We start from the raw sequence: 24,265 nt of genomic DNA on the forward strand, positions 1-24,265 counted from the left end.
CTATGCCCCGGCTATTTTCATTTTATTAATTAAAATAGAACCGGTTTTTAGACTACTGCGTGCGTCAACATCTGATCCTATCGCTTCTATGCCCATAAACATCTCTTTTAAATTACCCGCAATGGTCACTTCATGTACTGGGTAAGCGATCACACCATTTTCAATCCAAAAACCCGATGCGCCACGTGAGTAATCACCGGTTACCATGTTCACACCTTGACCCATTAGCTCAGTGACAAAGAAACCCGTGCCCATCTCTTTAAATAATCCGGCTAAGTCTAGACCGCTATCATTAACAAACCAGTTATGAATGCCACCGGTATGCCCTGTACTTTGCATTTTTAATTGACGCGCAGCATAGCCCGTTAACAGGTAAGTTTGTAATACACCTTGTTCAATAATATTACGATCAATCGTTTTACCGCCTTCTTGATCGAAAGGTGAACTAGCAATACCTTTAATGATATGTGGTTTCTCTGAAATCTTCATCCAACTCGGGAATATCTGTGTATCTAAACTATCGAGTAAGAAAGTAGATTTTTTATAGATACTAGTACCACTAATCGCCCCAACTAAATGGCCGAATAACCCCGTTGCCACTTCCGGAGCAAATAACACCGGCGCCTCTTGAGTTTTAATTTTAGTGGCACCTAAACGCGAAAGAGTGCGTTTAACCGTTTCATCCGCCACCCATTTTGCACTTAACAGATCATTCATGTCACGTGCACTTGTGTAGCTATAATCACGTTGCATATCGTCGTCTTGCTGGGCAATCAACACACAGCTTAAACTATGACGACTACTTGCATAACTATGCAAGAACCCATTGCTATTACCGTATACACGCAGCGTTGAGTGACTATTCACCGCGGCGCCATCTGAGTTCACAATGCGTTTGTCACTACTTAACGCGATATCTTCACATTCTTTAGCAAGTGCTAACAATTGCTCTGTATTCAAACTGCTTGGATGATAAAGATCCAAGTCTTGTGGCGCAGTTTCTAATAATTCTTTATCTAATAAACCTGCGTATTTATCTTTACTGGTATAACGCGCAATATCAACGGCAGCTTTTACCGTAGAGGCAATCGCTTCGGGGCTTAAATCTGAAGTAGAGGCACTGCCTTTACATTGATCAACATAAACACTGATACCCATTGCGCCATCTAGGTTAAATTCAACATTTTCAACTTCACCTAAACGTGTATTAACTGAGCTACCAGAGCTTTTTCCGAGCGCGACTTCCGCTTGGTCTACGCCTAATTTTTTAGCAATAATGAGTGCTTCGTTAACCGCATCTTCTAGTTGTTGTTTTTGTTCGATCATAATCAAATACCAGTAACATAAATTAAATTTAGAAACACAGAGAATAACACGTATACTGATTACTCGTTATCATTCAAAGTGCAAAATTCAGCAAGCCGTGAGATAAACAGATTCTAGGCAGGAAGTTGAAGGTCTAACTGGTTCAATCAAGACTTTCTAACTATTTATTAAATGCTCGCATTTGATAAAAGTCGGTAGAGAATTGACGAAGTCAATTGCTCGAAAGACACGAAAATGTTTATCTCACAGCTTGCCCTGCGGGTCGTCAGCCCGACAACTAATTCGGCGTTACAGTATTTGACAAGGGCGAACCATTGTCATCATACTGTGCCTTGCCTTAGCTGCCGGGCTGACGACTGAATAAAGCACCTTGAATGATAACGAGTAAGTACTAATTCCCCTTAATCTGTAACGAAAAATACATTATGAATAAAAAAGTAGAAATAATCGAAGAAGACGAGATCAGTAAATCACAAATCAAACGTGAAGCTGAAGCCTTAAAGTTAATTGGCCGTGACTTAGTTGCACTAAGTAAAAAGCAATTACCACAAATTCCAGGCAGTGAGTTATTGTTTCATGCAATCTCTGTTGCGCACAAAATTGAAGGTAAGCACGAAGCATTACGTCGCCAAATTCAATACATCGGTAAAGTATTACGTAGTGAAGATTGTGTCGCTATCCGTACTGCTATTGATAAACTCAATAACAAACACCAACAATTAACACATGCAACAATACGTCTAGAAAAACTACGTGATGAACTTGTAGAGCAAGGCGATAGTAAAATTAATGAGTTGCTTGAGCAGTTCCCAACTTTAGAGCGTCAAAAACTACGTCAGTTAGTACGCCAAGTAAATAAAGAAAAGAAAACAGAAAAACCAGAGAAAATAGCAAAAGCGGCAAAAGACTTATTCATCTATCTTAAGCCAACTTGTTTATGATCTAGTTCATACTTCTAGATTTGTGATTTGATATAAAAACTATAAAAACATAAATAACCTATAATTTGCAGAACAATTCAAATAAATAGGTTATTTATGCTTAAAAAATCCATTTCGCTTATCTTGGTCCCTGTACTCTTTCTATTAATTGGGCATCTGTTAAATAACTTCTTATTTAGCAATGCCTTTTTAGTTACCTTCATTATCGATATTATTGCCATTAAAATCGGCTTTATACTCTTTTATCAACAATTCTCCCCTGCCTTATCCAGTTTTACTGAGTTCAGCAAACAACACCAAGCATCATCAAATCTGGTTAACTTAGATTTCAGATTCAATAATGCCAAGTCGACTGTGTTTAAAGAGTTTATAACACAACTCAATCATCAGAATGAGCAAACTGAAAGCCGATTAAAAGAAATATGTAGTTCAAGCTCACGCCTCATTCCTATGTCTCAGGATTTAAAAGATACTTATAGTTCAATGATTCAAAAAGCGATGATGCAGGAAACACATGGCCATCAACTGAGTAATGCAATGAACGAAATGACCACGGCCACGGATGAACTTGATAGTGAAGTGGAAGTGATTTTCTCAGAAGTAAAGGAAACGGCGAATAACGTTAATATCGCCAAAAAAGGAACTGAAAGTGCGTCAGAAAGCCTAACGCATTTGACTGACCATATAGAAGAAGCCTCAAAACATATCGATCAGTTAAAAACAGATAGCGACCAGATCAACGCCATCACTGATGTTATTAGCGCCATTGCAGACCAAACAAACCTACTCGCCTTAAATGCAGCCATTGAAGCGGCACGCGCAGGCGAACATGGTCGTGGGTTTGCTGTTGTCGCGGATGAAGTACGTACGCTTGCTGAACGTACAACAAAATCAACAAAAGAAGTGCGTGATATTATTACTCAGATTCAACATAGCACCGGTCAAGCTTATCAAGTTATGCAGGTAGGGCGAGAGTCCGCACAGAGCACCTTAGAGCTTTCTCATCAAGCTAATGCACAACTCGATAAAATCACTCAATCAATCAATGCCATTGATGAAAAATCGTCACAGGCACATGATGCAATCAGCTTACAACAGTCGATATCAACCAATGCGAAGAATTCCGTTGATGCGATGGTTGAGCTTAATAGTGGCGCACTAGAAAATTCACAAATACAATCGGTCAGTTCTGAAGATATGGCAAAACTCGCAGAGGTATTAAAAGAAAAATTAGAGTTGTTTGCGCTTAAAAATACAAATTGGGAGGCGAAAACACGCACAGAGCAACGTGCAAGTGATCAACCAATAGCGCTAGAAGAAGATAATATAGAGCTGTTTTAACAGCGCATAACGTTGCGCTTAATTAAATGGCCTAACATTACGTAGGTAAAATTGATGAGAACAAAACGTTTGATTGAGCAATAGCTGGCTATTGAAATTGAAAACAATAGTGTTGTCATCGATTTTAACCAGCAAGGTAGACCAGAGAGTTAAGCGGATTGCTATAACATTTACAAACGCTAAAAACCAAAAAGGGACAATTAAATGTCCCTTTTTGGTTTTTAGCGTTTGTCTTTTAGGTACTAATAAAGCCGGTTAAAATCGCGGAGAATCCTCTGTCATGCCATTCTCTTTTGCATCTTTAATACATTCAGCTTCGGTCTCATAACTTGTCTTAGAGGCACCTAACATCTGCCCATTTCCAGCTGTTTTATACCAGCACCATTTATTTCGAGAGTCTGTATATATTTTCCACTTATCTGACATATTCCACCCCTATTACAACTTATAAAAAAATAACAATAAAATAAGCATAGTATAAAAAGTGAAATTCAGTCAACAGAGTTCGCATTAATGCGCGCTATCTCTAACATTTTAAAAGTACCTATTTCTGATCTTAAAACTAGTTTGTACCACCCACAGTTAACTGATCAATTTTAACAGAAGGCTGACCGACACCCACTGGAATACTTTGTCCTTCTTTACCACACACACCAACACCCGGATCAAGCTTCATGTTGTTAGCAACCATTGAGATTTGTTGCATTGCATCAAAACCATTACCTATTAAGGTTGCCCCTTTTATAGGTGCAGTGACTTTACCGTCTTCAATGAGGTAAGCCTCAGAAGCTGAGAAAACAAATTTACCAGAAGTAATATCCACTTGACCGCCACCAAAGTTTGGCGCGTAAATACCTTTCTTAACACTGCTTATTAGCTCTTCATGTTCATGTTCACCGTTAAGCATAAAGGTGTTTGTCATACGTGGTAAAGGCAAGTGTGCATAAGACTCACGACGACCGTTACCCGTTGGAGCAACACCCATCAAACGCGCATTAAGTTTATCTTGCATGTAACCTTTTAAAATACCATTTTCTATCAGCACATTACGCTGACCAATAGTCCCTTCATCATCGATATTAATTGAACCGCGGCGGTCTTTAATCGTGCCATCATCAATAATAGTGCAATGCTTTGAAGCCACTTGCTCGCCTATTTTACCGCTATACGCTGAAGAGCCTTTACGATTAAAGTCACCTTCTAAACCGTGCCCAACCGCTTCATGTAATAAAACACCAGGCCAACCTGCCCCAATAATAACCGGCATTGATCCCGCTGGGGCATCAATCGCGTCGATGTTAATTAATGCTTGGCGAACCGCTGCACGTGCATAAGAGAACGCCTTCGTTTCACCTTCAACTGTATCGGTAAAATAGTCGAGGTCAAAACGACCACCGCCCCCTGCGCTACCGTGTTCACGTTTACCATTTTTCTCTATTAATACAGAACAGCTAAAACGCACTAACGGACGAATATCGGTCGCTAATGTGCCATCACTAGCGGCCACTAAAATCTCTTCATAAACGGCATTAAGCGAAACAGTGACTTCACAAACAGCAGGATCAAGTGCACGCGTAAAAACATCAACTTCTTTGAGTAAGGCAATTTTTTTAGCCTGTGGCAAACTGCTTAATGGATCAGAATCGCCATAAACCAACTTTTTATCCGTTGGTAATATCAATTTAATTTGACGCTCTTGACCGCTTTTGACAATACTACGTGCAGCACTAGCTGCATCAGTGATTGATTTTTTTGAAATCTGGTCTGCATAAGCAAAACCTGTTTTCTCACCAGAGACAGCACGTATGCCGACACCCTTGTCGATATTGTAGCTACCGTCTTTAACGATACCATCTTCTAATACCCAAGACTCATGGCGACTTGATTGGAAGTAAAAATCTGCATAATCTATTTGTGGTGTACTAATACGCCCAAGTTGTGATTGTAAATCAGAAAGGGATAACTGTGCAGGTGCTAAAAAGCGTTCACAAACCTGTTCAAAAGACATACTTTTTCCTTATTTTAAAACATAATACCCAAACTAGCTTAAGATGCTGGTTCCTACATCTTAAAGTAGCTTGGGGATAGCAAAGCGATTATGTGTTGATATTGGCATACTAGTGCGTAAATCATCTATTGTCGTTTTAGAAAATGGTGCACAGACAAAACCTTCGTTCTTTTCAAGTTTGTCTAACACCTCTCCCCAAGGGGATACTACCATTGAATGGCCATAAGTTTCTCGTCCACAGTCATGTAATCCGCCCTGATTGGCGGCCACGACATAACATTGGTTTTCAACCGCACGTGCTTGCAATAGAGGTAACCAATGTGCCTGGCCTGTTACCTGCGTAAAAGCAGCTGGTAACAACAGCACTTCAGCCCCTTTTTCACGCAACGCTTGAAATAACGCAGGAAAACGTAGGTCATAACAGATAGCAAGACCCACTTTAACGATACCGTTATCGGTTTGCCAATCAAAGAGTTGTAACGACTTGCCCGGTACAAATGTATCAGACTCTTTATACATCCCCTGTCCGTCAGCCACTAAAGCATCAAACAGATGAATTTTATGATAATGACTGATTAAGTCACCTGTGGGTGAAAACACTAAGCTAGTTGTGTAGATTTTATTATTGATTTCACTTTTAATCGGGAAACTACCACAAATGATATAACAGCTATATTGCTTGGCTAAATCGGCAAGTTGCCTTTGAAAAACACCAACACCGAGAGATTCCGCCAAGGTTAAATAAGCTTCCCTGTTAGCAAATAGCAGTGCATTTTCAGGCAATAATACCAACTGATTTTTTTTCGGTGATAATGATATTAATAATTTTTTTATTGTTTCAATATTACATTCAGGAGAAGCGCCGCTCACAAGTTGTAAAGCAGAAAGTTTATTGTGCATGTTGTCGCCCCTGAAACTCTTGTTGTTGCTCACTCATTTCCTGTAATACTTCACTGTTTTCCAATTTTATTTTACCTCGTTCTCTGGTCACTAACTTGACATCAGGGTTAGTTAAATCCCCTTTGACAGAGAAATCAACACGAATAATCGTATCAACCACCGGCTCTAAGATTTTGGTTAACATTAATACAGCTGCACCGGTTAAAGGGTTAATCGCAAAAGCCGCTAATACCGGCAAGCTTGATGTGACGGCCGGGCTATAACTAAATTTGTAATTGGTATTTTGATTTGGTAAATCAACTAACCCGCTACCGGTGATTTTTCCAGCGGAGCCATCTAAATAAAAGTCATCGTTACTGAGTACGCCATCATTGATATTTGCCGAGAAGGTCAATTCATCAAATTTGAAACCTTTTGCAAATACATTATCAAACTCTAAATTCAACGAGCGACGAATACCGTCTAAGCTAAACACACTTAATAAACGCGCGCCATTATCGCTCACCTCGGTAATTGCGCCATCTTTTAATACCGCAGAAAAAGCACCATTTAGTGAATTAAGGTTCGCTTGCCAAGGTGCACCCACCCAGTTGAACGCACCGCTAAGCTGTGCGCTTTGATGGTAAACAGGGCTCGTGAAACCAAAGCGTTGCACTAGGCTCTCTTCTTTATCTGCTTCGCTATCAACAATAATATTCGTGACACGTTGATCCCAAAAACCTGAAATATCCGTGTACTCATTACCCTCGCCCACTTTGATATAATCAAGGTTTAGACGTTTCTTGGTAGGGAAAATGTGTACACTCAACGGCGATAAATCAATCTCTTTATAAATACATGTTTTACAATCGATAAAGACTTCAGGGTAATCGATACGCAAGTTGTCACTTGGCATGTTTTTTATGCTTTGTGGTTGCGCTTTATCTTTTATAAGGCTGATATCTAGCTCTTGAAAATCGACCTTAGTCGCATTGATATCAACACGTAGCGGAATACCGGGGCGATATTCGATGCTTGTTTGTAATTTATCTGAGGCTATTTTAGCCTCCCAACGATTGTCTATCTGCTGTGCATTAGCACTAAAAATCGTTAACGGTTGATTAAAAAGATCTAAGTGTTTTATATCAACATTAATTTCATCTAATGCGATTAACGGCGTACTTTCCTGCAACTCTTCAACACTAAGGTTTTTATCAAGCTCATCACTGTCATTGCCATCATCAGACTGTTCAGCTAATTTTTGTTGCTCAATTAACCAATAATCATACCAAGAAGCGACATTTAAGGTCTCTAAATTAACATCGATAACCTGCTTGGTTTTATCAATTTCAGCAACAGGAGAAGGGCCGATATTAAGATGGAAATAAGGAACCGTTTGTTTACCCGCAGTATAATTAAGCTGGCTATCGAGTCTGAGTTTATCTTTAATGCTCAGTTGCAGGCGGCTACTATTATCATTACCAGAAATATTAATCGCCGTTGGCCAACTATGTAATGAGTTTTTATAGAATGGTGCGGGCAACTTGGTTCTTATCCCCTGCATTGCAGAATGTAACGCCACATCAAATTGATAACCACCCGTATATTGATGCTTAAAATCAACTTTACCAGACCAATCTAAATGACCAGACAGTCTCAAAGGTTGAAGTTTTTTCTGGAAAGCGCTTAATTTAGCCAATTTCCAAATGCCATTTATATCGGCATTTACCTGATAACTTTTTTTCTTTTCAAGAGTACTAAAGGCAATGACTAACGGTTGCTCAAATAATTGTGCGCTCATGTCATTGGCGGTTAAATTTCCATTAACAAAACTAAAGCTACCGTTAACTTGTTTTAATGGCAGCGAAAAGTTATCAGCAAGCTCAATATTGATGTCATTATTATTAAGGTAAACCTGACCTTCTGTTTTTGTTTGTAATTTTTCACGGTTAAATGGCACGGTTAATGTGATATTGCCCGATAACGGCTGAGAAACCTGAATGACAGACAATGCCTTACCCACACTTTCACCCAGTGGCGAGGTTTTAAGATAATCACTTATTTTTTGTGCATCTTCGTTAATATCAGCCTTAATGGTTAAAATGCCATCGGGATTTAGGTGATCGACTTTTGCACTTAACTTATCAAGTTTCACTTTTCCTAACGTCGCTTTTTTAGCGTCCATTAACAGATAATCATTTTCGAATAACAGGTCTAAATCTAAATCTGTTAAACCTTGCCACTGACCATAAAAATCATATTTTGCATCACGCAACGGTATCCAAGCTTGAAATATGCCGTTATTCTCAAGGTAAGGATATTGATTAAACGCGCCATACCAGAGTATTTTAGCGCCCTTCACTTGTCCTTGTTTAATGGTCGGCTCAAGGTACTTAAATACGCTATCACCCATGGCTTTCATCGGAAAATAATACTGCGCTTTGCTGGCATCATTGAGTGAGGCATAGCTGTATAAACTTAAAAATGCACTTTGATTTTGCGCCTGTTCATTGGGTAAAAACAGAGAAAATTCACTGATGCTATCCAACTCATTAGTGGTTAATAGCGTCTGATCACTTGAAATAGTGAAACCTGTTTTTGATTGTGCCCATTGCAGTGAGATATCACCCGATTTAACCGGCATAGTACGGCTAAATTGACCATCAAAGTAGATCTTTTGTTTTGCCAAACGAATGTTTGCATGACCTTGTTTAAGATCTCCTTGCAGAGTTACCTTGGCATTACTGACACCAGGAATACCGCCGACAGGACGATTTTTTAACTCGCTTACTTTTAAGCTAAATTGTAAATCATCGGTCTTATCTCTACTCACACCTATCTGATCGATATTACCGTCAATATCATATTGTCTTAATGCCGTTATTTGTTCACTGCTAAGATCAGAGTAAAGAAGATAAAAAGGAATAACATCCTTAATCGTTAAACCATCCACATCCACCAAAATGCTCTTTTTATCGCCTTGGCCACTAATGTTAAGCTGATTCCTCTGTATTTGATTACGGCTAATATCTAAATCATAACTATCTAATAACCAACCATTATCGCCATTCGTTAATTGTACAAGACCACTATTAAGCGCCCAACTGTGATAACTTTTCAGTTGAGACCAAGCAAATGAACTTTCTTTTAGCTGTACTTGTACCGAGTCTATTTTATCAGTAGAAAATTGTGCCCATGCTTCAAAACCAACCACCGCTTCAAGCATTTCAGCATTAGTATTAACCTGTTTAATCAAGTAATCAGTAATGTTGAGGTTATCAGCGTGCAGGTATAAATTACCTGAGAGAGGTTTCTTGTCAGTTTCAGGAAACAGATCAACAACAAATTTCAAACTGTTTTTACCCATGGTATTCGTCAATGTGGCTTGACCGATACCTTGGTGATTATCGCCTTCGTTTAACCAACGTAGTTGCTCAATAACAATCGATTTTTCTAATCCGAGTTGATCGGTAAAGTTGAGGGTACTGCCCTTAATGGAGACTTTTTTAAGCTGTGTTAAAAAAATATCTTTGAGTCTATTAATGGTTAACTGCGACTTTTCAGAGGTGCTTTGACCATCAACTTCTTTAACCGTAAGTACGGCGCCTTGCAGAGAGATACTGTTAAAGTTGAGTTTTTGCTCGGTAACAGAATCCCAAAAATCTAAATGAAGAAAAAGATGGTTCAGTGTTAATACAAAAGGTAAATCTTCAGAATCCAATAACTCAACGTTATTAAGCGTTAAGATCATGCCCGAAAAATCGATACCCGCAGAGATATCTTGTACTGATATATCTATCTTATATTCGCTTGTTAGCCAGTCAATTGCTTGTTCTTTGTAACCATCAACACCAATAAATAAGATGCGTGCGGACGTCAGTAATACAGCAAGTAAGACTAACTTCACAGCAAATAAAATATAGAACCGCTTTAACCATCTAAAGGTAAATTTCTTCAATTAAAAATCCATTTTGTACTATTTTGAATCACATCATTACCACGTCAAACTGCTCTGGACCGTACATCGGCTCTGCATGAATTTTCACTTGCTTCGACATAAACACAATCAACTCACCCAAACTGTGTGACTCGTCACCTTGCAAGGCTTCGGCAACAGAAGGTGATGCATAAACAACAAAATGATCGGCATCGTAAGCACGATTAACACGTAACACTTCACGTAAGACTTCATAACAAACGGTTTCAACGGTTTTTACATAACCACGGCCATTACATTGTGAACATTCACCACAGAAAATATGCTCAAGGCTTTCTTGAGTACGTTTACGTGTCATTTCAATTAAGCCGAGTGGCGAGAAATCATTGATATGCGTTTTAACACGATCTTTAGCCAGTGCCTGTTCAAGGCTGGTAAAAACGCGGCGTTTATGTTCGTTTGATTTCATATCAATGAAATCAAGAATAATAATACCGCCTAAATTACGTAAACGTAATTGGCGCGCAATTGCTTGCGTTGCTTCAAGGTTGGTATTAAAAATCGTTTCTTCTAAATTACGATGACCCACAAAACCACCGGTATTAATATCCACCGTTGTCATTGCTTCAGTCTGATCGATAATTAAGTAACCACCTGATTTTAATTCTACTTTTCGCTCTAATGCACGCTGTACTTCATTTTCTACATCAAAGAGATCAAAAATCGGGCTTTCACCTTCATAATATTCCACTTTATCTTCAAGCTCAGGCACAAATTCGTGAGTAAACTCTTTAAGATCCGCAAAAGTTATTTTCGAATCAATACGTACACGGTCTATCTCAGTACCTACAAAGTCACGTAAAATGCGATAAGGTAAAACTAAATCTTGATAAAGCAGTTTGTTTTTAGATTTGTGGCGTGCTTTACGTTTTAATACTTTTGCCCAAACGCGTTGTAAGAAAGCTGCATCATGCTGTAACTCAGCCTCAGGCGCACCTTCAGCTGCAGTGCGAATAATAAAACCGCCCAATTCATCGATACAACCTTGGGTTATTTTCTTAAGACGATTACGCTCTTTTTCGCTTTCAATACGCTGCGAAACACCCACATGTACACTGCCAGGCATAAACACTAAATAACGAGAAGGCACGGTAATATCTGTGGTTAAACGTGCGCCTTTTGTACCTAGCGGATCTTTCACCACTTGCACAATAATATCTTGGCCTTGGCGCACTAATGAGGAAATATCAGCGACTTGAAACTGTGCTTTCTCTGTTTGTGCGACACATTCTGTATGCGGTACGATATCTGAAGCGTGTAAAAAAGCGGCTTTGTCTAAACCAATATCAACAAAAGCAGCTTGCATGCCGGGTAATACACGGCACACTTTACCTTTATAAACATTACCCACAATACCTTTTGTCGCTAAGCGCTCGATATGTAACTCTTGTAATACGCCCCCTTCGATCAACGCAACGCGCGATTCTGTAGGGGTAATGTTCATCAATAACTCAACCGACATAAGGCGATTCCTGTATAAAGTTTTTAATTAATTCATTTGTTTCGTAAAGAGGTAAACCAACCACCGCACTGTAACTGCCATTGATATGAGTAACAAACTTACCACCCATGCCCTGAATGCCATAACCACCCGCTTTATCTAGGGGCTCACCTGTTTGCCAATAATCATTTATTTCTTGATCGCTTAAAACCTTAAATGTCACACTGGTTTTAATTAAAATTTGTTTATGTTGTTTCTCATCAACCAAGGCAATCGCGGTAAATACCTGATGTGTTGCACCGGATAACATGTGCATCATTTCTTGTGCATGTGCTTGACCTCGCGGTTTCTCTAAGGTTTTTTGGTCAATAACAACAATCGTATCCGCGCCTAAAACAGGTTTATCCTGAGGACTATTTAAAAAACCGGCTTGGGCTTTTTCAAGCGCTAAACGAGACACATAGTCTTGAGCTGATTCACCCGCTTGCAAGCACTCTTCAACATCCGCTTTAACACGCGTAAATGAGACGCCAATTTGGCTTAAAAGTTCCGCGCGGCGAGGAGAGTTTGAAGCCAGATAAATAGTAGGATCAGTCATCTTATTGGCCATGTTATAACACCTTAAAACGTTGACGTATGTAACGCATAAAAAAGAAGAACCATGGCCAAACTAGCATTGAAGTAAAGATCGACCAAAAATAGTGTTTATGTAATACGATCTCTTGCAAGCTTGAAGCAAGCCAATACAAAGCAAACTTAGTCAACAGGATGAATAAACCCACTAACAGTGTCGTTTGTACCAAGGTAAAATAACGAATACGTTGATAACCGATACTCACAAAATAAGCTAACAATGAAAACAGCAAGGCATGCATGCCTAATGTTGAGCCTAATAAAATATCTAACAAAAAGCCTAAAACAAAACCATGCACCACACTCACGCGATGCGGTAAGGCAAGTACCCAATAAAAGATAATCAACACCATCCAATCTGGTCTAAATGCATTTAGAAAGATAGGCAGTGGATAGATAGCACCAATTAAACCGAGTAAAAAGGTGCTATAAATAACGCGATAACTATTGAGCAGTGACATCTTCGCTCTCCAAATCAAGCGATGGCTCAGAATCAGTAAGCTTGTGATCGTTCCACAATAATAATAAATAGCGGCTTCTATCGAGCAGTGCAACTGGTGTCGCGGTTACATCGGCGTATAACGCGCCTTCTTGATAGTCAAAACGACTTATTTTAGCCACCGGATAACCCGCAGGAAAACGTCCACCAAGACCAGAGGTCACTAATAAATCGCCCTCTTTTAAATCGGCATTACTTTGTACAAAAGGTAAATTCAGTTTATTCCAAGCGCCACTACCATGCACAATGGCGACAATGTCATTACGCTGCACACGTACCGGAATACCGTGACTCGCATCAACAATCAATAATACACGACTGGTGGTACTACCCACTTGCGAAACCTGCCCAACCACACCTTCTTCATTAATCACTGGCTGACCGAGATAAACACCATCTCTTGCGCCTTTATCTATCAATAACTGATGGGTAAAAGGGTCAGATCGTAAACTCATCACTTCAGCAATCATGCGTTTATAACTAAAATTACGCTGAGAATTAAGCAGCTCACGAAGCTGTTTATTTTCATGTTCTAATTGTGTTAATAATAAACGGTCTGCTTTTAAAAAAAGATTATCTTTTTCTAATTGCTGATTGCGTTCTTTGAGGGCTTGTCGGGTTAATAAGTTTTCAGAAATAGTACTGGAAAGCTTTTGAGGCGCATCGGCAATATATTGAATAGGGCTAACAAGAGAGTTGAGATAGAGTCTTGAAGAGGCAAACAAATTTAATTGGCTATCTGCTAAAAACAGAATAACCGAAAAGGCTATCACAATGGATAGCCTTAATAAAAATGAGGGACCACTTAGAAAAATAGGTTTCATTATTGGGATTCAATTATCAGAGAAAACTTAATCGGCGCTAAACAGGTCACCACCATGAGTATCAATCATTTCAAGCGCCATACCGCCCCCACGAGCCACACATGTTAATGGATCGTCAGCAACAATAACTGGAATACCTGACGCGTCAGATAATAATCTATCTAATTCGCATAACAGTGCACCACCACCTGTTAATACCATGCCTTGTTCTGCAATATCAGCAGCCAATTCTGGTGGCGTTTTCTCAAGTGCCAGCATTACCGCAGAAACGATACCGCTTAATGGCTCTTGAAGTGCTTCTAAAATCTCGTTGCTATTCAGTGTAAAGCTACGCGGTACACCTTCTGCAACATTTACGCCACGTACTTCAATCTCTTTAACTTCATTGATTGGGTGCGCAATCGCAATGCTTTTCTTAATACGTTCAGCGGTAATTTCACCAATGGTACAGCCGTAGTTACGACGTACGTAGTTGATAATCGCGTCATCAAATTTGTCACCACCAATGCGTACAGAAGCAGAGTAAACAACACCATTTAATGAAATAACAGCGACTTCAGTAGTACCACCACCGATATCAACAACCATTGAACCTTTTGCTTCAGAAACGGGCATACCCGCACCAATGGCAGCAGCCATAGGCTCATCAATTAGGAATACGTCACGTGCTCCAGCGCCTTGTGCAGATTCACGAATCGCACGACGTTCAACTTGTGTAGAGCCACATGGGACACACACTAAAACACGTGGGCTAGGACGTAAAATACTGTTGTTATGCACTTGCTTGATAAAATGCTGTAGCATTTTTTCAGTAATGTAGAAGTCAGCAATTACGCCATCTTTCATTGGACGGATAGCTTGAATATTACCCGGTGTTTTACCTAACATCTGTTTGGCAGCATGACCGACTGCGGCAACACTTTTACCTGCACCGTTTTTATCTAAACGGATAGCAACAACTGAAGGTTCGTCTAATACGATCCCTTGGTCTTTTACATAAATAAGTGTGTTTGCGGTTCCTAAATCGATCGATAAATCGTTAGAGAACATACCTCGAAGCATTTTAAACATGAATTTTATCCAACAGTGCTAATAAATAGTATAAGCATGCACTTTAGCAACCCTCTTATATTTCATCAAGAAAAGAAAGTGAATAGCGCGCCTTATCAGCACTTTTATCAGCAACTTTACATTTATCTGTTTAGAAAACAGGCAAACCACCCAATTTACTTTTGACGCGAGCTTGAATGCGCCTGATTTTGTTCTTTTTTTGTAAATATAACAAGGTTAAAACTATTTTACTGGGGATTGATAGTAGCAAACCTAAACCTATAATCAGGCTCACCATTAAAATACCATTCATGCCCATCGTCACCGTCACATCAGTAAAAGCCATTAATATCACACCGATAATGATTAATAGCACGCCAACAAGCAAACAGCCCTTTAAAAGATTAGTTAACATATGTTTCCTTTATCCTGCAAAAACATGCCCATCAGGGTATTTTAATAACGTCGGTTTAGGACGCGCTAACATGTACGCTAATGTTAGTGGCCCGATACGCCCTATGATCATCACCACCACCATAATGACTTTACCTGGTTCTGAAAGATCAGCGGTCAAACCTGCGGTTAAGCCGACGGTCGCAAATGCAGAAATAGTTTCAAACATCACTAAGTCAAAAGGTGCATTCTCAGTAAGCATTAATAAAAACATCGCGTTTATTAATACAAAACAGCTCACCACAATAATGGCTAAACATTTAGTCACCGTATTCCACGGCACAGTGCGTTTTAGAATAACCACTTTATTACGTTGTCTTAAAAAGGCCCAGGTTGCGATCATCGCCACCACGAAGGTTGATACTTTAATACCGCCCCCCGTTGACGTTGAACCGGCACCAATGAGCATTAACACCATCATCACCAATAATGCGGGATGGCTGAATTGGCTCAGGTCAATACTGTTAAACCCTGCGGTTCTTGCACTGGCAGATTGAAAAAATGCAGCCAGCCATTGATCGGAGCTAGAAAGTGGCGCCAAGGTATTAGGATTATTAGACTCTAAAAGCCAAAACAATAACGTGCCAATTAAGAGTAAACACGGCGTGGCAATCAACATGATTTTGGTATGCAACTGAAGGTGTTTAAAGCCACGTGCTAAATTTCCGTGTAAATCTGAGATAACTGTAAAGCCCAGCCCGCCAAAAATAAACAAGGAAGCAATGGTAAAGATAACCAGCGGATCGCCAACATAACTCATCATACTGTCAGAGAACAATGAGAAACCGGCATTGTTAAAAGCAGACACCGCGTGGAAAAGCGCGCTGAAAAGGCCCTCTGCCCAGCCTAGCTGTGGCACAAAACGAAAGGCTAATAATATTGCCCCACAGAGCTCTGCTGCACATGAGAAAACAATAATGTGTTTGACTAATTTTCTTAAATTAACCGAGTTGCCTTGCCCCAGCTCCTCTTTGGTCACCGACTGCTGACGTAAACTCAGGCGTAAACCAAACATATATAACAAAATAGCAGACAGTGTCATCTGCCCTAATCCACCTATTTGCATTAATAACATTAATAACAGCTTGCCGGTAAAGGTAAAATGTTCACCCGTATCAACAACGCCCAACCCCGTTACACTAATGGCGGAAGTTGCAGTAAATAATGCATCAATGAAACTTAACCCGGATACCGAAAAAATAGGCAGTGTGAGCAACAGAGCACTAGGTAATAAAATCGCGAGGAAACTAAACAGAATAACCCGCGGTTCAGACCAACGCTTTTTGCCATTTTCACCTTTGAGGTGAAGCACGGCACTTTTTTTAGAAAATGAAATCATAACTTTTTAAACTGTTCGAGGATTTTATCTTCTTTTCCTGCCACAATTAAAATATCGCCAATCTCAAGCTTGTCTGTGACATCAGGGTGATTATGTAAGGTAGGGCCACGTTTATAAGCAAGAATAGTTGTGGCTTCACTCTGGCAACAGGGGTGCTCATTAATCATTGAACCAAAATGTTTACTGCCTACCACGACTTCGGCAATAGCCAAACCACTGCCTAATGGCAGGTAATCAAAAATACGCAGATCAAGCATGTTACGTGCAATACGAATGCCCATGTCTCGCTCAGGACTGATAATTTTATCGGCGCCTATTTTCTTGAGAATCTTTGCATGATATTTATCTTTGGCTTTTACCCAAACGGTTTTCACCCCAGACTCTTTTAGGACTAATGTGGTAAAAATACTGGTATTTACATCATCACCAATTGCCACCATCACAATATCGTAATCATCGAGCTTAAGCTCAAGGACGGTTTCTTCATTGCTGCAATCTGCCACAACCGCGTGACTGGCAAATTCGGCAGCTTTCTTAACGTGGCTTTCAATAACATCTACGGCTAAGACTTGCGCACCTTGTGCACTCAATTCTTCACATAGCGCCATACCAAATCGACCTAATCCAATAACAGCAAATTGTTTATCATTAAGTTTCATTAACGTCTCTTTATATTCAGTTCTAAAATTCTGGTGGCGAATTAGACAATAAATAACGCTGCAATTGCAAGGCCCTTTACGTTTAGTTCACAACATCACTAGCAGATAATTAGATAATAAAAAGCCCTGCAATTGCAAGGCTCTGTTTCACATAACACTAAATCATTTTTTACTGGCTAACAGACGCCAGTTTTTCAAAGTAATCAGGGAATGTTTTTGAAGTACATTTTGGATCGTTAATGGTCACAGACGTGCCACTTAAAGCGACAAGCGAGAAACACATCGCAATACGGTGATCATCATAAGTATCGATTTCAGCATGCAGTATTTTTGCTGGCGCGGTGATTTCGATAAAGTCATGGCCTTCAACCACAAACGCACCGACTTTACGTAGCTCAGTTGCCATTGCAAATAGACGGTCTGTTTCTTTCACACGCCAGTTATACACGTTAGTAATTTTAGTCACTCCCGTTGCAAACAAAGCAACCACCGCAATGGTCATAGCGGCATCAGGAATATGATTAAAATCCATATCCACGGCTTTTAACTCGCCTTTGCTGGCTTTGATATAATCATCGCCCCATTCAATATTTGCACCCATGGCTTCTAATGCGTCAGCAAATTGAATATCACCTTGCACAGATTTTCGGCCAATGCCAGTCACTTTAATCGTACCGCCACCAATGGCAGCTGCCGCTAAAAAGTAAGAAGCCGATGATGCATCACCTTCGACTAAATAGCTTCCGGCAGCCGTATAAGTCTGGCCACCTTTAATAGTGAACTTTTGGTATTCGCCGTTTTCATTATCAACGTCGATGCCAAAATCAGACATGATTTGTAGCGTGATTTTGATATACGGTTTTGAAACAAGTTCACCGACAATTTCAATCGTAGTGTCTTCACTGGCCATCGGTGCTGACATTAAAAATGCAGTTAAAAATTGGCTTGAAACACTACCATCAATCTTGATATTACCGCCTTTAAGGCCAGTACCATTAATTTTAAGCGGTGGGTAGTTTTCATTTTTAAGGTAAGTTATCTCAGCGCCGGCTTGTTGCAGCGCTTCAACTAATGAGCCGATAGGACGCTCAAACATACGCGGTTCGCCGGTTAAAACGTACTCGCCTTGACCTAAACACAGCGCTGCACATAATGGGCGCATTGCCGTACCTGCATTACCTAAGAACAGCTCTAAAGAGCCCAACTCAGTGGTATTAAATGCACGACCAAGACCTTCAACGACACAGGTCTTTTTATCATCAGATAATTGGTAATTAACACCCAATTTTTTCAACGCATTTAACATATGACGAATATCATCACTGTCTAATAAGTTAGTTAATGTTGTTGTGCCTTTAGCTAATGCGGCTAATAACAGCGCACGGTTTGACAGGCTTTTTGAACCGGGTAGATTAATTTCACCATCGACTTTAGCGATTGGATTTAATAAAAGTTGTTCCATTTCTTAACTCTCTAAATTTAATACATTACAAAGTGCTTCTTTGAAGCGCTGATTTTCGCTGTGTGTACCGATACTAATACGCAGGTGGTTAGGTAAACCATATCCTGTTATCGGACGCACAATCACACCTTCTTGTAATAACGCTTGGTACACTTGGTCACCAGACTGTTTATCACCGAGCGGATTCACATTCACGGTAATGAAGTTACCCATTGAAGCGATGTATTCAAGGCCATTATCAGTAAAAAAGGCACTTAAATCTTCCATGCCTTGATTATTTAACGCGACACTTTTTTGCAAATAATCTTCATCGTTTAATACCGTTTCAGCCGCTTTTAAGGCTAATGCATTACAGTTAAACGGCTGACGAACACGGTTTAGAATATCCGCGATTTCAGGGCGTGAAATTGAATAACCCACACGTAATCCCGCTAAGCCATAAGCTTTTGAGAAAGTACGAGAAACAATTAAGTTTGGAAATTCGCTTATCCATGCAATCGCATTACCACGGCGAGAAGGCATTGCATATTCAAAGTAAGCTTCGTCCAATACCACTAAGACATCACTTGGCACTTTTGTTAAGAATGCTTTAATCGCATCTTGCTCTAAAAATGTACCCGTTGGATTATTAGGATTAGCAATAAAAATAAGCTTGGTTTTATCTGTGATAGCCGCCGCCATCGCATCTAAATCATGACCGTAATCTTTCGCCGGCACAGCAACCGCTGTAGCGCCAATAGCTTGTGTGACTAACGGATAAACCACAAAGGCATGTTGCGCAAACATCACTTCATCTTCGCTGCAAACAAAAGCACGGGCAATCAGTTCTAACAGATCGTTTGAACCGTTGCCTAATGTCACTTGATCAACATTAACGTCATATTTATCCGCTAATGCTTTTTTCAGGTAATAACCATTGGCATCCGGGTAACGTGTTAACGTGGCTAATTCACTTTGCAGTGCATCCTTTACTGATGATGCCAATCCTAGTGGATTTTCATTAGACGCAAGTTTAACGATATGGGTAATACCCAACTCGCGCTCTAATTCATCGGTCGGTTTACCTGCCTGATACGGACGTAACTTCTGCACACCCACATTGGCCAAACTTAAAAAATCACAACTCATATTAAATTCCTTATAATAAGCTGTCAGCTATCGGTTTTCAGCTTTCGGTTGTCACTGACCGCTGAAGGCTAATAGCTGAGAGCTTTTTTATGCGTGTTTCTTTTCGAATACTTTCATAAAGTCTACCAACGCGTGAACGCCTTCGATTGGCATTGCGTTATAAAGACTCGCGCGCATGCCACCGACTAATTTATGTCCTTTCAGCGTTAACAAACCCGCTTCTTTTGCTTCGCTTAAGAAGGTTTCGTTAAGCTTATCATCCGCTAAGGTAAACGGTATATTCATACGACTACGAACACTGTCATCAACATTATTTGCGTAAAAATCAGAGTCATCAATAAAGTTGTAAAGTAGTGCTGCTTTAGCAATATTTTTCTTTTCTACTTCAACTAATCCGCCCTGCTCTTTAAGCCATTTAAAAACTAAACCGGCTAAGTACCAAGCGTAGGTTGGTGGCGTATTAAACATTGAGTCTGCTTTTGCTTGCACTTCATAATCAAAAATCGAAGGAATCGCTTTACGCGCGTGTCCGATTAAATCATCACGTACAATCACAATAGAAAGGCCTGAAGGACCAATATTTTTCTGCGCACCCGCGTAGATAATGCCAAATTTAGACACATCAATTGGACGTGACAAAATCGTTGAGCTCATATCTGCCACTAACGGTACAACACCGGTTTCTGGTATCTCAAAAATTTCGATACCTTCAATCGTTTCATTAGGACAATAATGAAGGTAAGCGGCACCTGCATTGATTGGCCATTCACTACAAGCTTTAACCGATGCTTTACCGGCAGCCGTTGTTGTCATGATGTCGGTTTCGCTAATGCGTGCGTGTTTCTTCGCTTCAACCACTGCCGATTTAGACCACTGACCTGTTGTTAGGTAATCAGCATCTAACTTATCACCTAATAAATTAAGTGGCACAGCAGCAAACTGCCCACGACCACCGCCGTGACAAAATAGCACTTTGTAGTTTTCAGGAATTTCCATCAAATCACGTAAGTCTTGCTCTGCTGTTGCTGCCATCGCAACATACTCAGGGCTACGGTGACTCACTTCCATGACTGAAACGCCTAAACCTTGCCAGTTACAGAATTCGCTTTGTGCTTTCTCCATTACCTCAACCGGTAACATTGCAGGGCCTGCACAAAAGTTAAATATTTTACTCATTAAATGTTTCTCTTTCTAAAATGAAATAAGCGACCGAAGCCGCTTATTTAATAATTACTTAATGTTTACTCAGCAGTTTCATCACCGCTTGGAGCCTCTGTTTCTTGACCTTCTTCTTGCGCGCTTGATTCTTCACCTTGCACGTCAGAAGCCTCGTCTTCAGACTCGTAAACAGGGAGGTCTTTGACCTCTTCGATACGTTGTAACGCAACGATTTTTTCATCTTCACGTGTTTTGATCAACGTAACACCTTGTGTATTACGACCAACAACAGACACACCCACCACCGGCGTACGTACTAATGTACCGCGGTTAGAGATAAGCATGATTTCATCGTTTTCATCAACTTGCACCGCGCCAACCACTTTACCGTTACGCTCGCTCACTTTGATTGAGATAACACCTTGTGTTGCACGGCTCTTCGGCGCGTAATCATCAAGTGGTGTACGTTTACCGTAACCATTTTCAGTCGCTGTCAGAATGTGACCCGTTGCATTAGGAATGATCAGTGACACAACTTTCTCACCGTCTTTCAATTTAATACCACGAACACCGGTTGCCGTACGTCCCATTGGACGAACACCTTTAAACTTAATCTCTTGCTCGCCGTTTTCGTCAAGAATAGGGTTACCCTCTTCATCAACTGCTAACGTTTCTTCTGCTTCTTTAAAGCGAACTACTTTACCCGCATCAGAGAAGAGCATGATTTCATTCTCGCCATTGGTAATTTGTACACCAATTAGCTCGTTATCATCATTTAAGTTAATCGCAATCAAACCACTTGAACGTGGACGACTGTAAGCGCTTAGAGCTGTTTTCTTAACCGTACCGTTAGCCGTTGCCATGAAGACAAACTTATCATCTTCGTAATCACGAACAGGTAGAATCGCTGTAATACGTTCACCCTCTTCAAGCGGCAAGATATTCACAATTGGACGACCACGTGCTTGACGTGAAGCCAGCGGTAACTGGAACGTTTTCAGCCAGTACAAACGACCACGTGTAGAGAAACATAAAATCGTATCATGGGTACTTGCTACTAACAGTTTCTCAATGAAATCTTCATCTTTCATCGACGTTGCTGATTTACCTTTACCACCACGACGCTGTGCTTCGTAGTCGGTTAATGGTTGGTATTTAACGTAACCTTCGTGAGAAAGCGTTACCACAACATCTTCTTCAGTGATTAAATCTTCCATACAAAGATCAGTTTCACTTGCTGTAATTTCTGTACGACGTTTATCACCAAAGTTTGCACGAATTTCTTCAAGCTCTTCTGTAATCACTTCCATCAAACGATGTGGATTTTCTAAGATAAACAGTAATGCCGTAATCACATCAATCAGTTCTTTATATTCGTTTAAAATTTTCTCGTGCTCAAGGCCCGTTAATTTATGTAAACGCATATCTAGGATTGCTTGTGCTTGTACTTCAGTCATAAAGTACAAATCATCACGCATACCAAATTCAACTGGTAAACCATCAGGACGAGCAACATCAACACCGGCTGCGCCAAGCATTGCTTCAACATTACCTAGTTTCCAGCCCTGTGCTTGTAGCGCAACTTTAGCTTCTACAGACGTTGGCGAGCTACGAATCAATTCAATAATCGGTTCGATATTTGCTAATGAAATAGCTAAACCTTCAAGTAGATGTGCGCGATCACGTGCTTTACGTAATTCAAATACCGTACGACGTGTAACCACTTCACGACGGTGACGTACAAACGCTTCTAACATCTCTTTCAAGTTGAATAGTTTTGGTTGACCGTGGTCTAGTGCAACAGCATTGATACCAAATGAAACTTGCATCTGCGTTTGTGCATATAAGTTATTTAAAACAACTTCGCCTACTTCGCCACGTTTCACTTCAACAACCATACGCATACCGTCTTTATCAGACTCATCGCGTAGGGCACTGATGCCTTCAATTTTTTTATCTTTTACAAACTCAGCAATTTTTTCAATTAAACGTGCTTTGTTTACTTGGTAAGGAAGCTCATGTACCACGATCGTTTCACGACCGGTTTTTTCATTCACTTCGATTTCTGCTCGAGCACGTATTTTTAATTTACCACGGCCCGTTTTGTAACCGTCGATAATGCCTTTACGGCCATTGATAATACCGCTAGTCGGGAAATCTGGACCCGGAATGAATTCAATTAATTCATCAATAGTAATGTCTTTGTTATTGATCAGCGCTAAACAACCGTCAATCACTTCACCTAAGTTATGTGGTGGAATGTTAGTTGCCATACCTACCGCAATACCCGATGAACCATTGATTAATAGGTTCGGGATTTTAGTGGGCATTACTTCAGGAATAAGTTCAGTACCATCGTAGTTTGGTACGTAATCAACGGTTTCTTTATCAAGATCGGCTAATAACTCATGCGCGATTTTATCCATACGGATTTCGGTATAACGCATTGCAGCCGCGCTATCACCATCAACAGAACCAAAGTTACCTTGGCCATCAATCAACATATAACGTAATGAGAAGTCTTGCGCCATACGAACGATTGTATCGTAAACAGCAGTATCACCATGTGGATGGTACTTACCGATTACATCACCAACAACACGTGCTGATTTTTTGTAAGGTTTATTCCAATCATTACGTAACACGTTCATTGCAAAAAGAACACGGCGATGAACTGGCTTTAAACCATCACGTACGTCAGGCAGTGCACGCCCAACAATTACACTCATTGCATATTCGAGATAAGAGTTTTTTAATTCGTCTTCAATGTTAATTGGAGAAACGTCAGATGCAAATTCGCTCATAGAGATAGAAATCCTCAAAATTTTAGGGTGACACACTCTACCATGAAAGAGTGCCGTTACCTGTTTAATTTACACTCAAAATCGCCTCAGAATCGTTTTATGGCGCAATTAAGCACAATTAACGCTTTTGCGTGCGTTTTTTAAGCAACCAAAAAACCATTAAAAGGCCTTAAAACCGATTAATCGTCCAAATTGATAAAACAGCGTAAATGAGCGAATCCAAAAACACACAAGATAATCACCACGATGACATGAAGGGGCACGAAGAAAAAGAAGAAAAATACCAACACATTTCTTGAACGATTTTCTTCGTGTCCTCTGTG

Annotated in this window: 19 protein-coding genes; 2 read left to right on the forward strand and 17 right to left on the reverse strand. The window is 40.2% G+C overall.

Annotation, left to right across the window (positions count from 1 at the left end; translation table 11 throughout):
- On the reverse strand, positions 1-1,326 hold the full coding sequence (pmbA, locus tag CXF74_RS07285) for a metalloprotease PmbA (RefSeq protein WP_101081756.1): 1,326 nt from the start codon (positions 1,324-1,326) through the stop codon (positions 1-3).
- 425 nt (positions 1,327-1,751) lie between these two features.
- Here pmbA and yjgA point away from each other — a divergent pair, with 425 nt between their 5' ends.
- Both yjgA and CXF74_RS07295 read left to right on the forward strand, forming a co-directional pair.
- The gene (yjgA, locus tag CXF74_RS07290; protein ID WP_101081757.1) at positions 1,752-2,267 is read left to right on the forward strand and encodes a ribosome biogenesis factor YjgA; all 516 of its coding nucleotides are present in this window, start codon (positions 1,752-1,754) and stop codon (positions 2,265-2,267) included.
- A 96-nt stretch (positions 2,268-2,363) separates the two neighbouring features.
- Positions 2,364-3,608 carry a methyl-accepting chemotaxis protein gene (locus CXF74_RS07295; protein ID WP_101081758.1) on the forward strand — a complete coding sequence of 415 codons (1,245 nt, stop codon included), beginning with the start codon at positions 2,364-2,366 and terminating at the stop codon, positions 3,606-3,608.
- Between the two features lie 255 nt (positions 3,609-3,863).
- Here the strand turns inward: CXF74_RS07295 and CXF74_RS07300 are convergent, their stop codons facing one another.
- The 16 genes from CXF74_RS07300 to gyrA form a co-directional block, all read right to left on the reverse strand.
- Positions 3,864-4,034, reverse strand: a complete 171-nt coding sequence (locus CXF74_RS07300; RefSeq protein WP_101081759.1) for a DUF1508 domain-containing protein — start codon at positions 4,032-4,034, stop codon at positions 3,864-3,866.
- A gap of 136 nt (positions 4,035-4,170) precedes the next feature.
- Entirely contained in the window at positions 4,171-5,616 is a 1,446-nt protein-coding gene (gene tldD / locus CXF74_RS07305; RefSeq protein ID WP_101081760.1) for a metalloprotease TldD, read from the reverse strand.
- A gap of 60 nt (positions 5,617-5,676) precedes the next feature.
- Positions 5,677-6,516, reverse strand: coding sequence for a carbon-nitrogen hydrolase family protein (locus CXF74_RS07310; RefSeq protein WP_101081761.1), 840 nt, complete (start codon positions 6,514-6,516; stop codon positions 5,677-5,679).
- The gene (locus CXF74_RS07315) at positions 6,506-10,453 is read right to left on the reverse strand and encodes a YhdP family protein (RefSeq protein WP_101081762.1); all 3,948 of its coding nucleotides are present in this window, start codon (positions 10,451-10,453) and stop codon (positions 6,506-6,508) included. The genes CXF74_RS07310 and CXF74_RS07315 overlap by 11 nt, the downstream gene beginning before the upstream one ends.
- A gap of 28 nt (positions 10,454-10,481) precedes the next feature.
- Complete coding sequence (gene rng, locus CXF74_RS07320) at positions 10,482-11,954, reverse strand: ribonuclease G (RefSeq protein WP_101081763.1); 1,473 nt, start codon at positions 11,952-11,954, stop codon at positions 10,482-10,484.
- Complete coding sequence (locus tag CXF74_RS07325) at positions 11,944-12,543, reverse strand: Maf family protein (RefSeq protein WP_442965941.1); 600 nt, start codon at positions 12,541-12,543, stop codon at positions 11,944-11,946. Before CXF74_RS07325 ends, rng begins: the two co-directional genes overlap by 11 nt.
- Position 12,544: 1 nt before the next feature.
- Positions 12,545-13,027 carry a rod shape-determining protein MreD gene (mreD, locus tag CXF74_RS07330; RefSeq protein ID WP_101081764.1) on the reverse strand — a complete coding sequence of 161 codons (483 nt, stop codon included), beginning with the start codon at positions 13,025-13,027 and terminating at the stop codon, positions 12,545-12,547.
- A complete protein-coding gene (gene mreC, locus CXF74_RS07335) occupies positions 13,011-13,889 on the reverse strand; it encodes a rod shape-determining protein MreC (RefSeq protein ID WP_101081765.1) in 879 nt (292 codons plus the stop codon). The genes mreD and mreC overlap by 17 nt, the downstream gene beginning before the upstream one ends.
- A gap of 27 nt (positions 13,890-13,916) precedes the next feature.
- Positions 13,917-14,960, reverse strand: a complete 1,044-nt coding sequence (locus CXF74_RS07340) for a rod shape-determining protein (protein WP_101081766.1) — start codon at positions 14,958-14,960, stop codon at positions 13,917-13,919.
- A gap of 130 nt (positions 14,961-15,090) precedes the next feature.
- Positions 15,091-15,354, reverse strand: coding sequence for a hypothetical protein (locus CXF74_RS07345; RefSeq protein WP_101081767.1), 264 nt, complete (start codon positions 15,352-15,354; stop codon positions 15,091-15,093).
- 9 nt (positions 15,355-15,363) lie between these two features.
- Positions 15,364-16,731 carry a TrkH family potassium uptake protein gene (locus CXF74_RS07350; protein WP_101081768.1) on the reverse strand — a complete coding sequence of 456 codons (1,368 nt, stop codon included), beginning with the start codon at positions 16,729-16,731 and terminating at the stop codon, positions 15,364-15,366.
- Positions 16,728-17,390 (reverse strand): potassium channel family protein, encoded by a 663-nt coding sequence (locus tag CXF74_RS07355; protein ID WP_101081769.1) that lies wholly within the window; start codon positions 17,388-17,390, stop codon positions 16,728-16,730. The genes CXF74_RS07350 and CXF74_RS07355 overlap by 4 nt, the downstream gene beginning before the upstream one ends.
- 169 nt (positions 17,391-17,559) lie before the next feature.
- Positions 17,560-18,852: a 3-phosphoshikimate 1-carboxyvinyltransferase gene (gene aroA, locus CXF74_RS07360; RefSeq protein WP_101081770.1), complete on the reverse strand. Its 1,293-nt coding sequence runs from the start codon at positions 18,850-18,852 to the stop codon at positions 17,560-17,562.
- 3 nt (positions 18,853-18,855) lie between these two features.
- Positions 18,856-19,980 (reverse strand): histidinol-phosphate transaminase, encoded by a 1,125-nt coding sequence (gene hisC, locus CXF74_RS07365; RefSeq protein WP_101081771.1) that lies wholly within the window; start codon positions 19,978-19,980, stop codon positions 18,856-18,858.
- 87 nt (positions 19,981-20,067) lie between these two features.
- On the reverse strand, positions 20,068-21,156 hold the full coding sequence (gene serC / locus CXF74_RS07370) for a 3-phosphoserine/phosphohydroxythreonine transaminase (RefSeq protein WP_101081772.1): 1,089 nt from the start codon (positions 21,154-21,156) through the stop codon (positions 20,068-20,070).
- Positions 21,157-21,221: 65 nt separating this feature from the next.
- Complete coding sequence (gene gyrA, locus CXF74_RS07375; RefSeq protein ID WP_101081773.1) at positions 21,222-23,942, reverse strand: DNA topoisomerase (ATP-hydrolyzing) subunit A; 2,721 nt, start codon at positions 23,940-23,942, stop codon at positions 21,222-21,224.
- Positions 23,943-24,265: the final 323 nt, after the last annotated feature.

The sequence above is a fragment of the Psychromonas sp. Urea-02u-13 genome (genome assembly GCF_002835995.1).
Classification (GTDB): Bacteria; Pseudomonadota; Gammaproteobacteria; order Enterobacterales; family Psychromonadaceae; genus Psychromonas.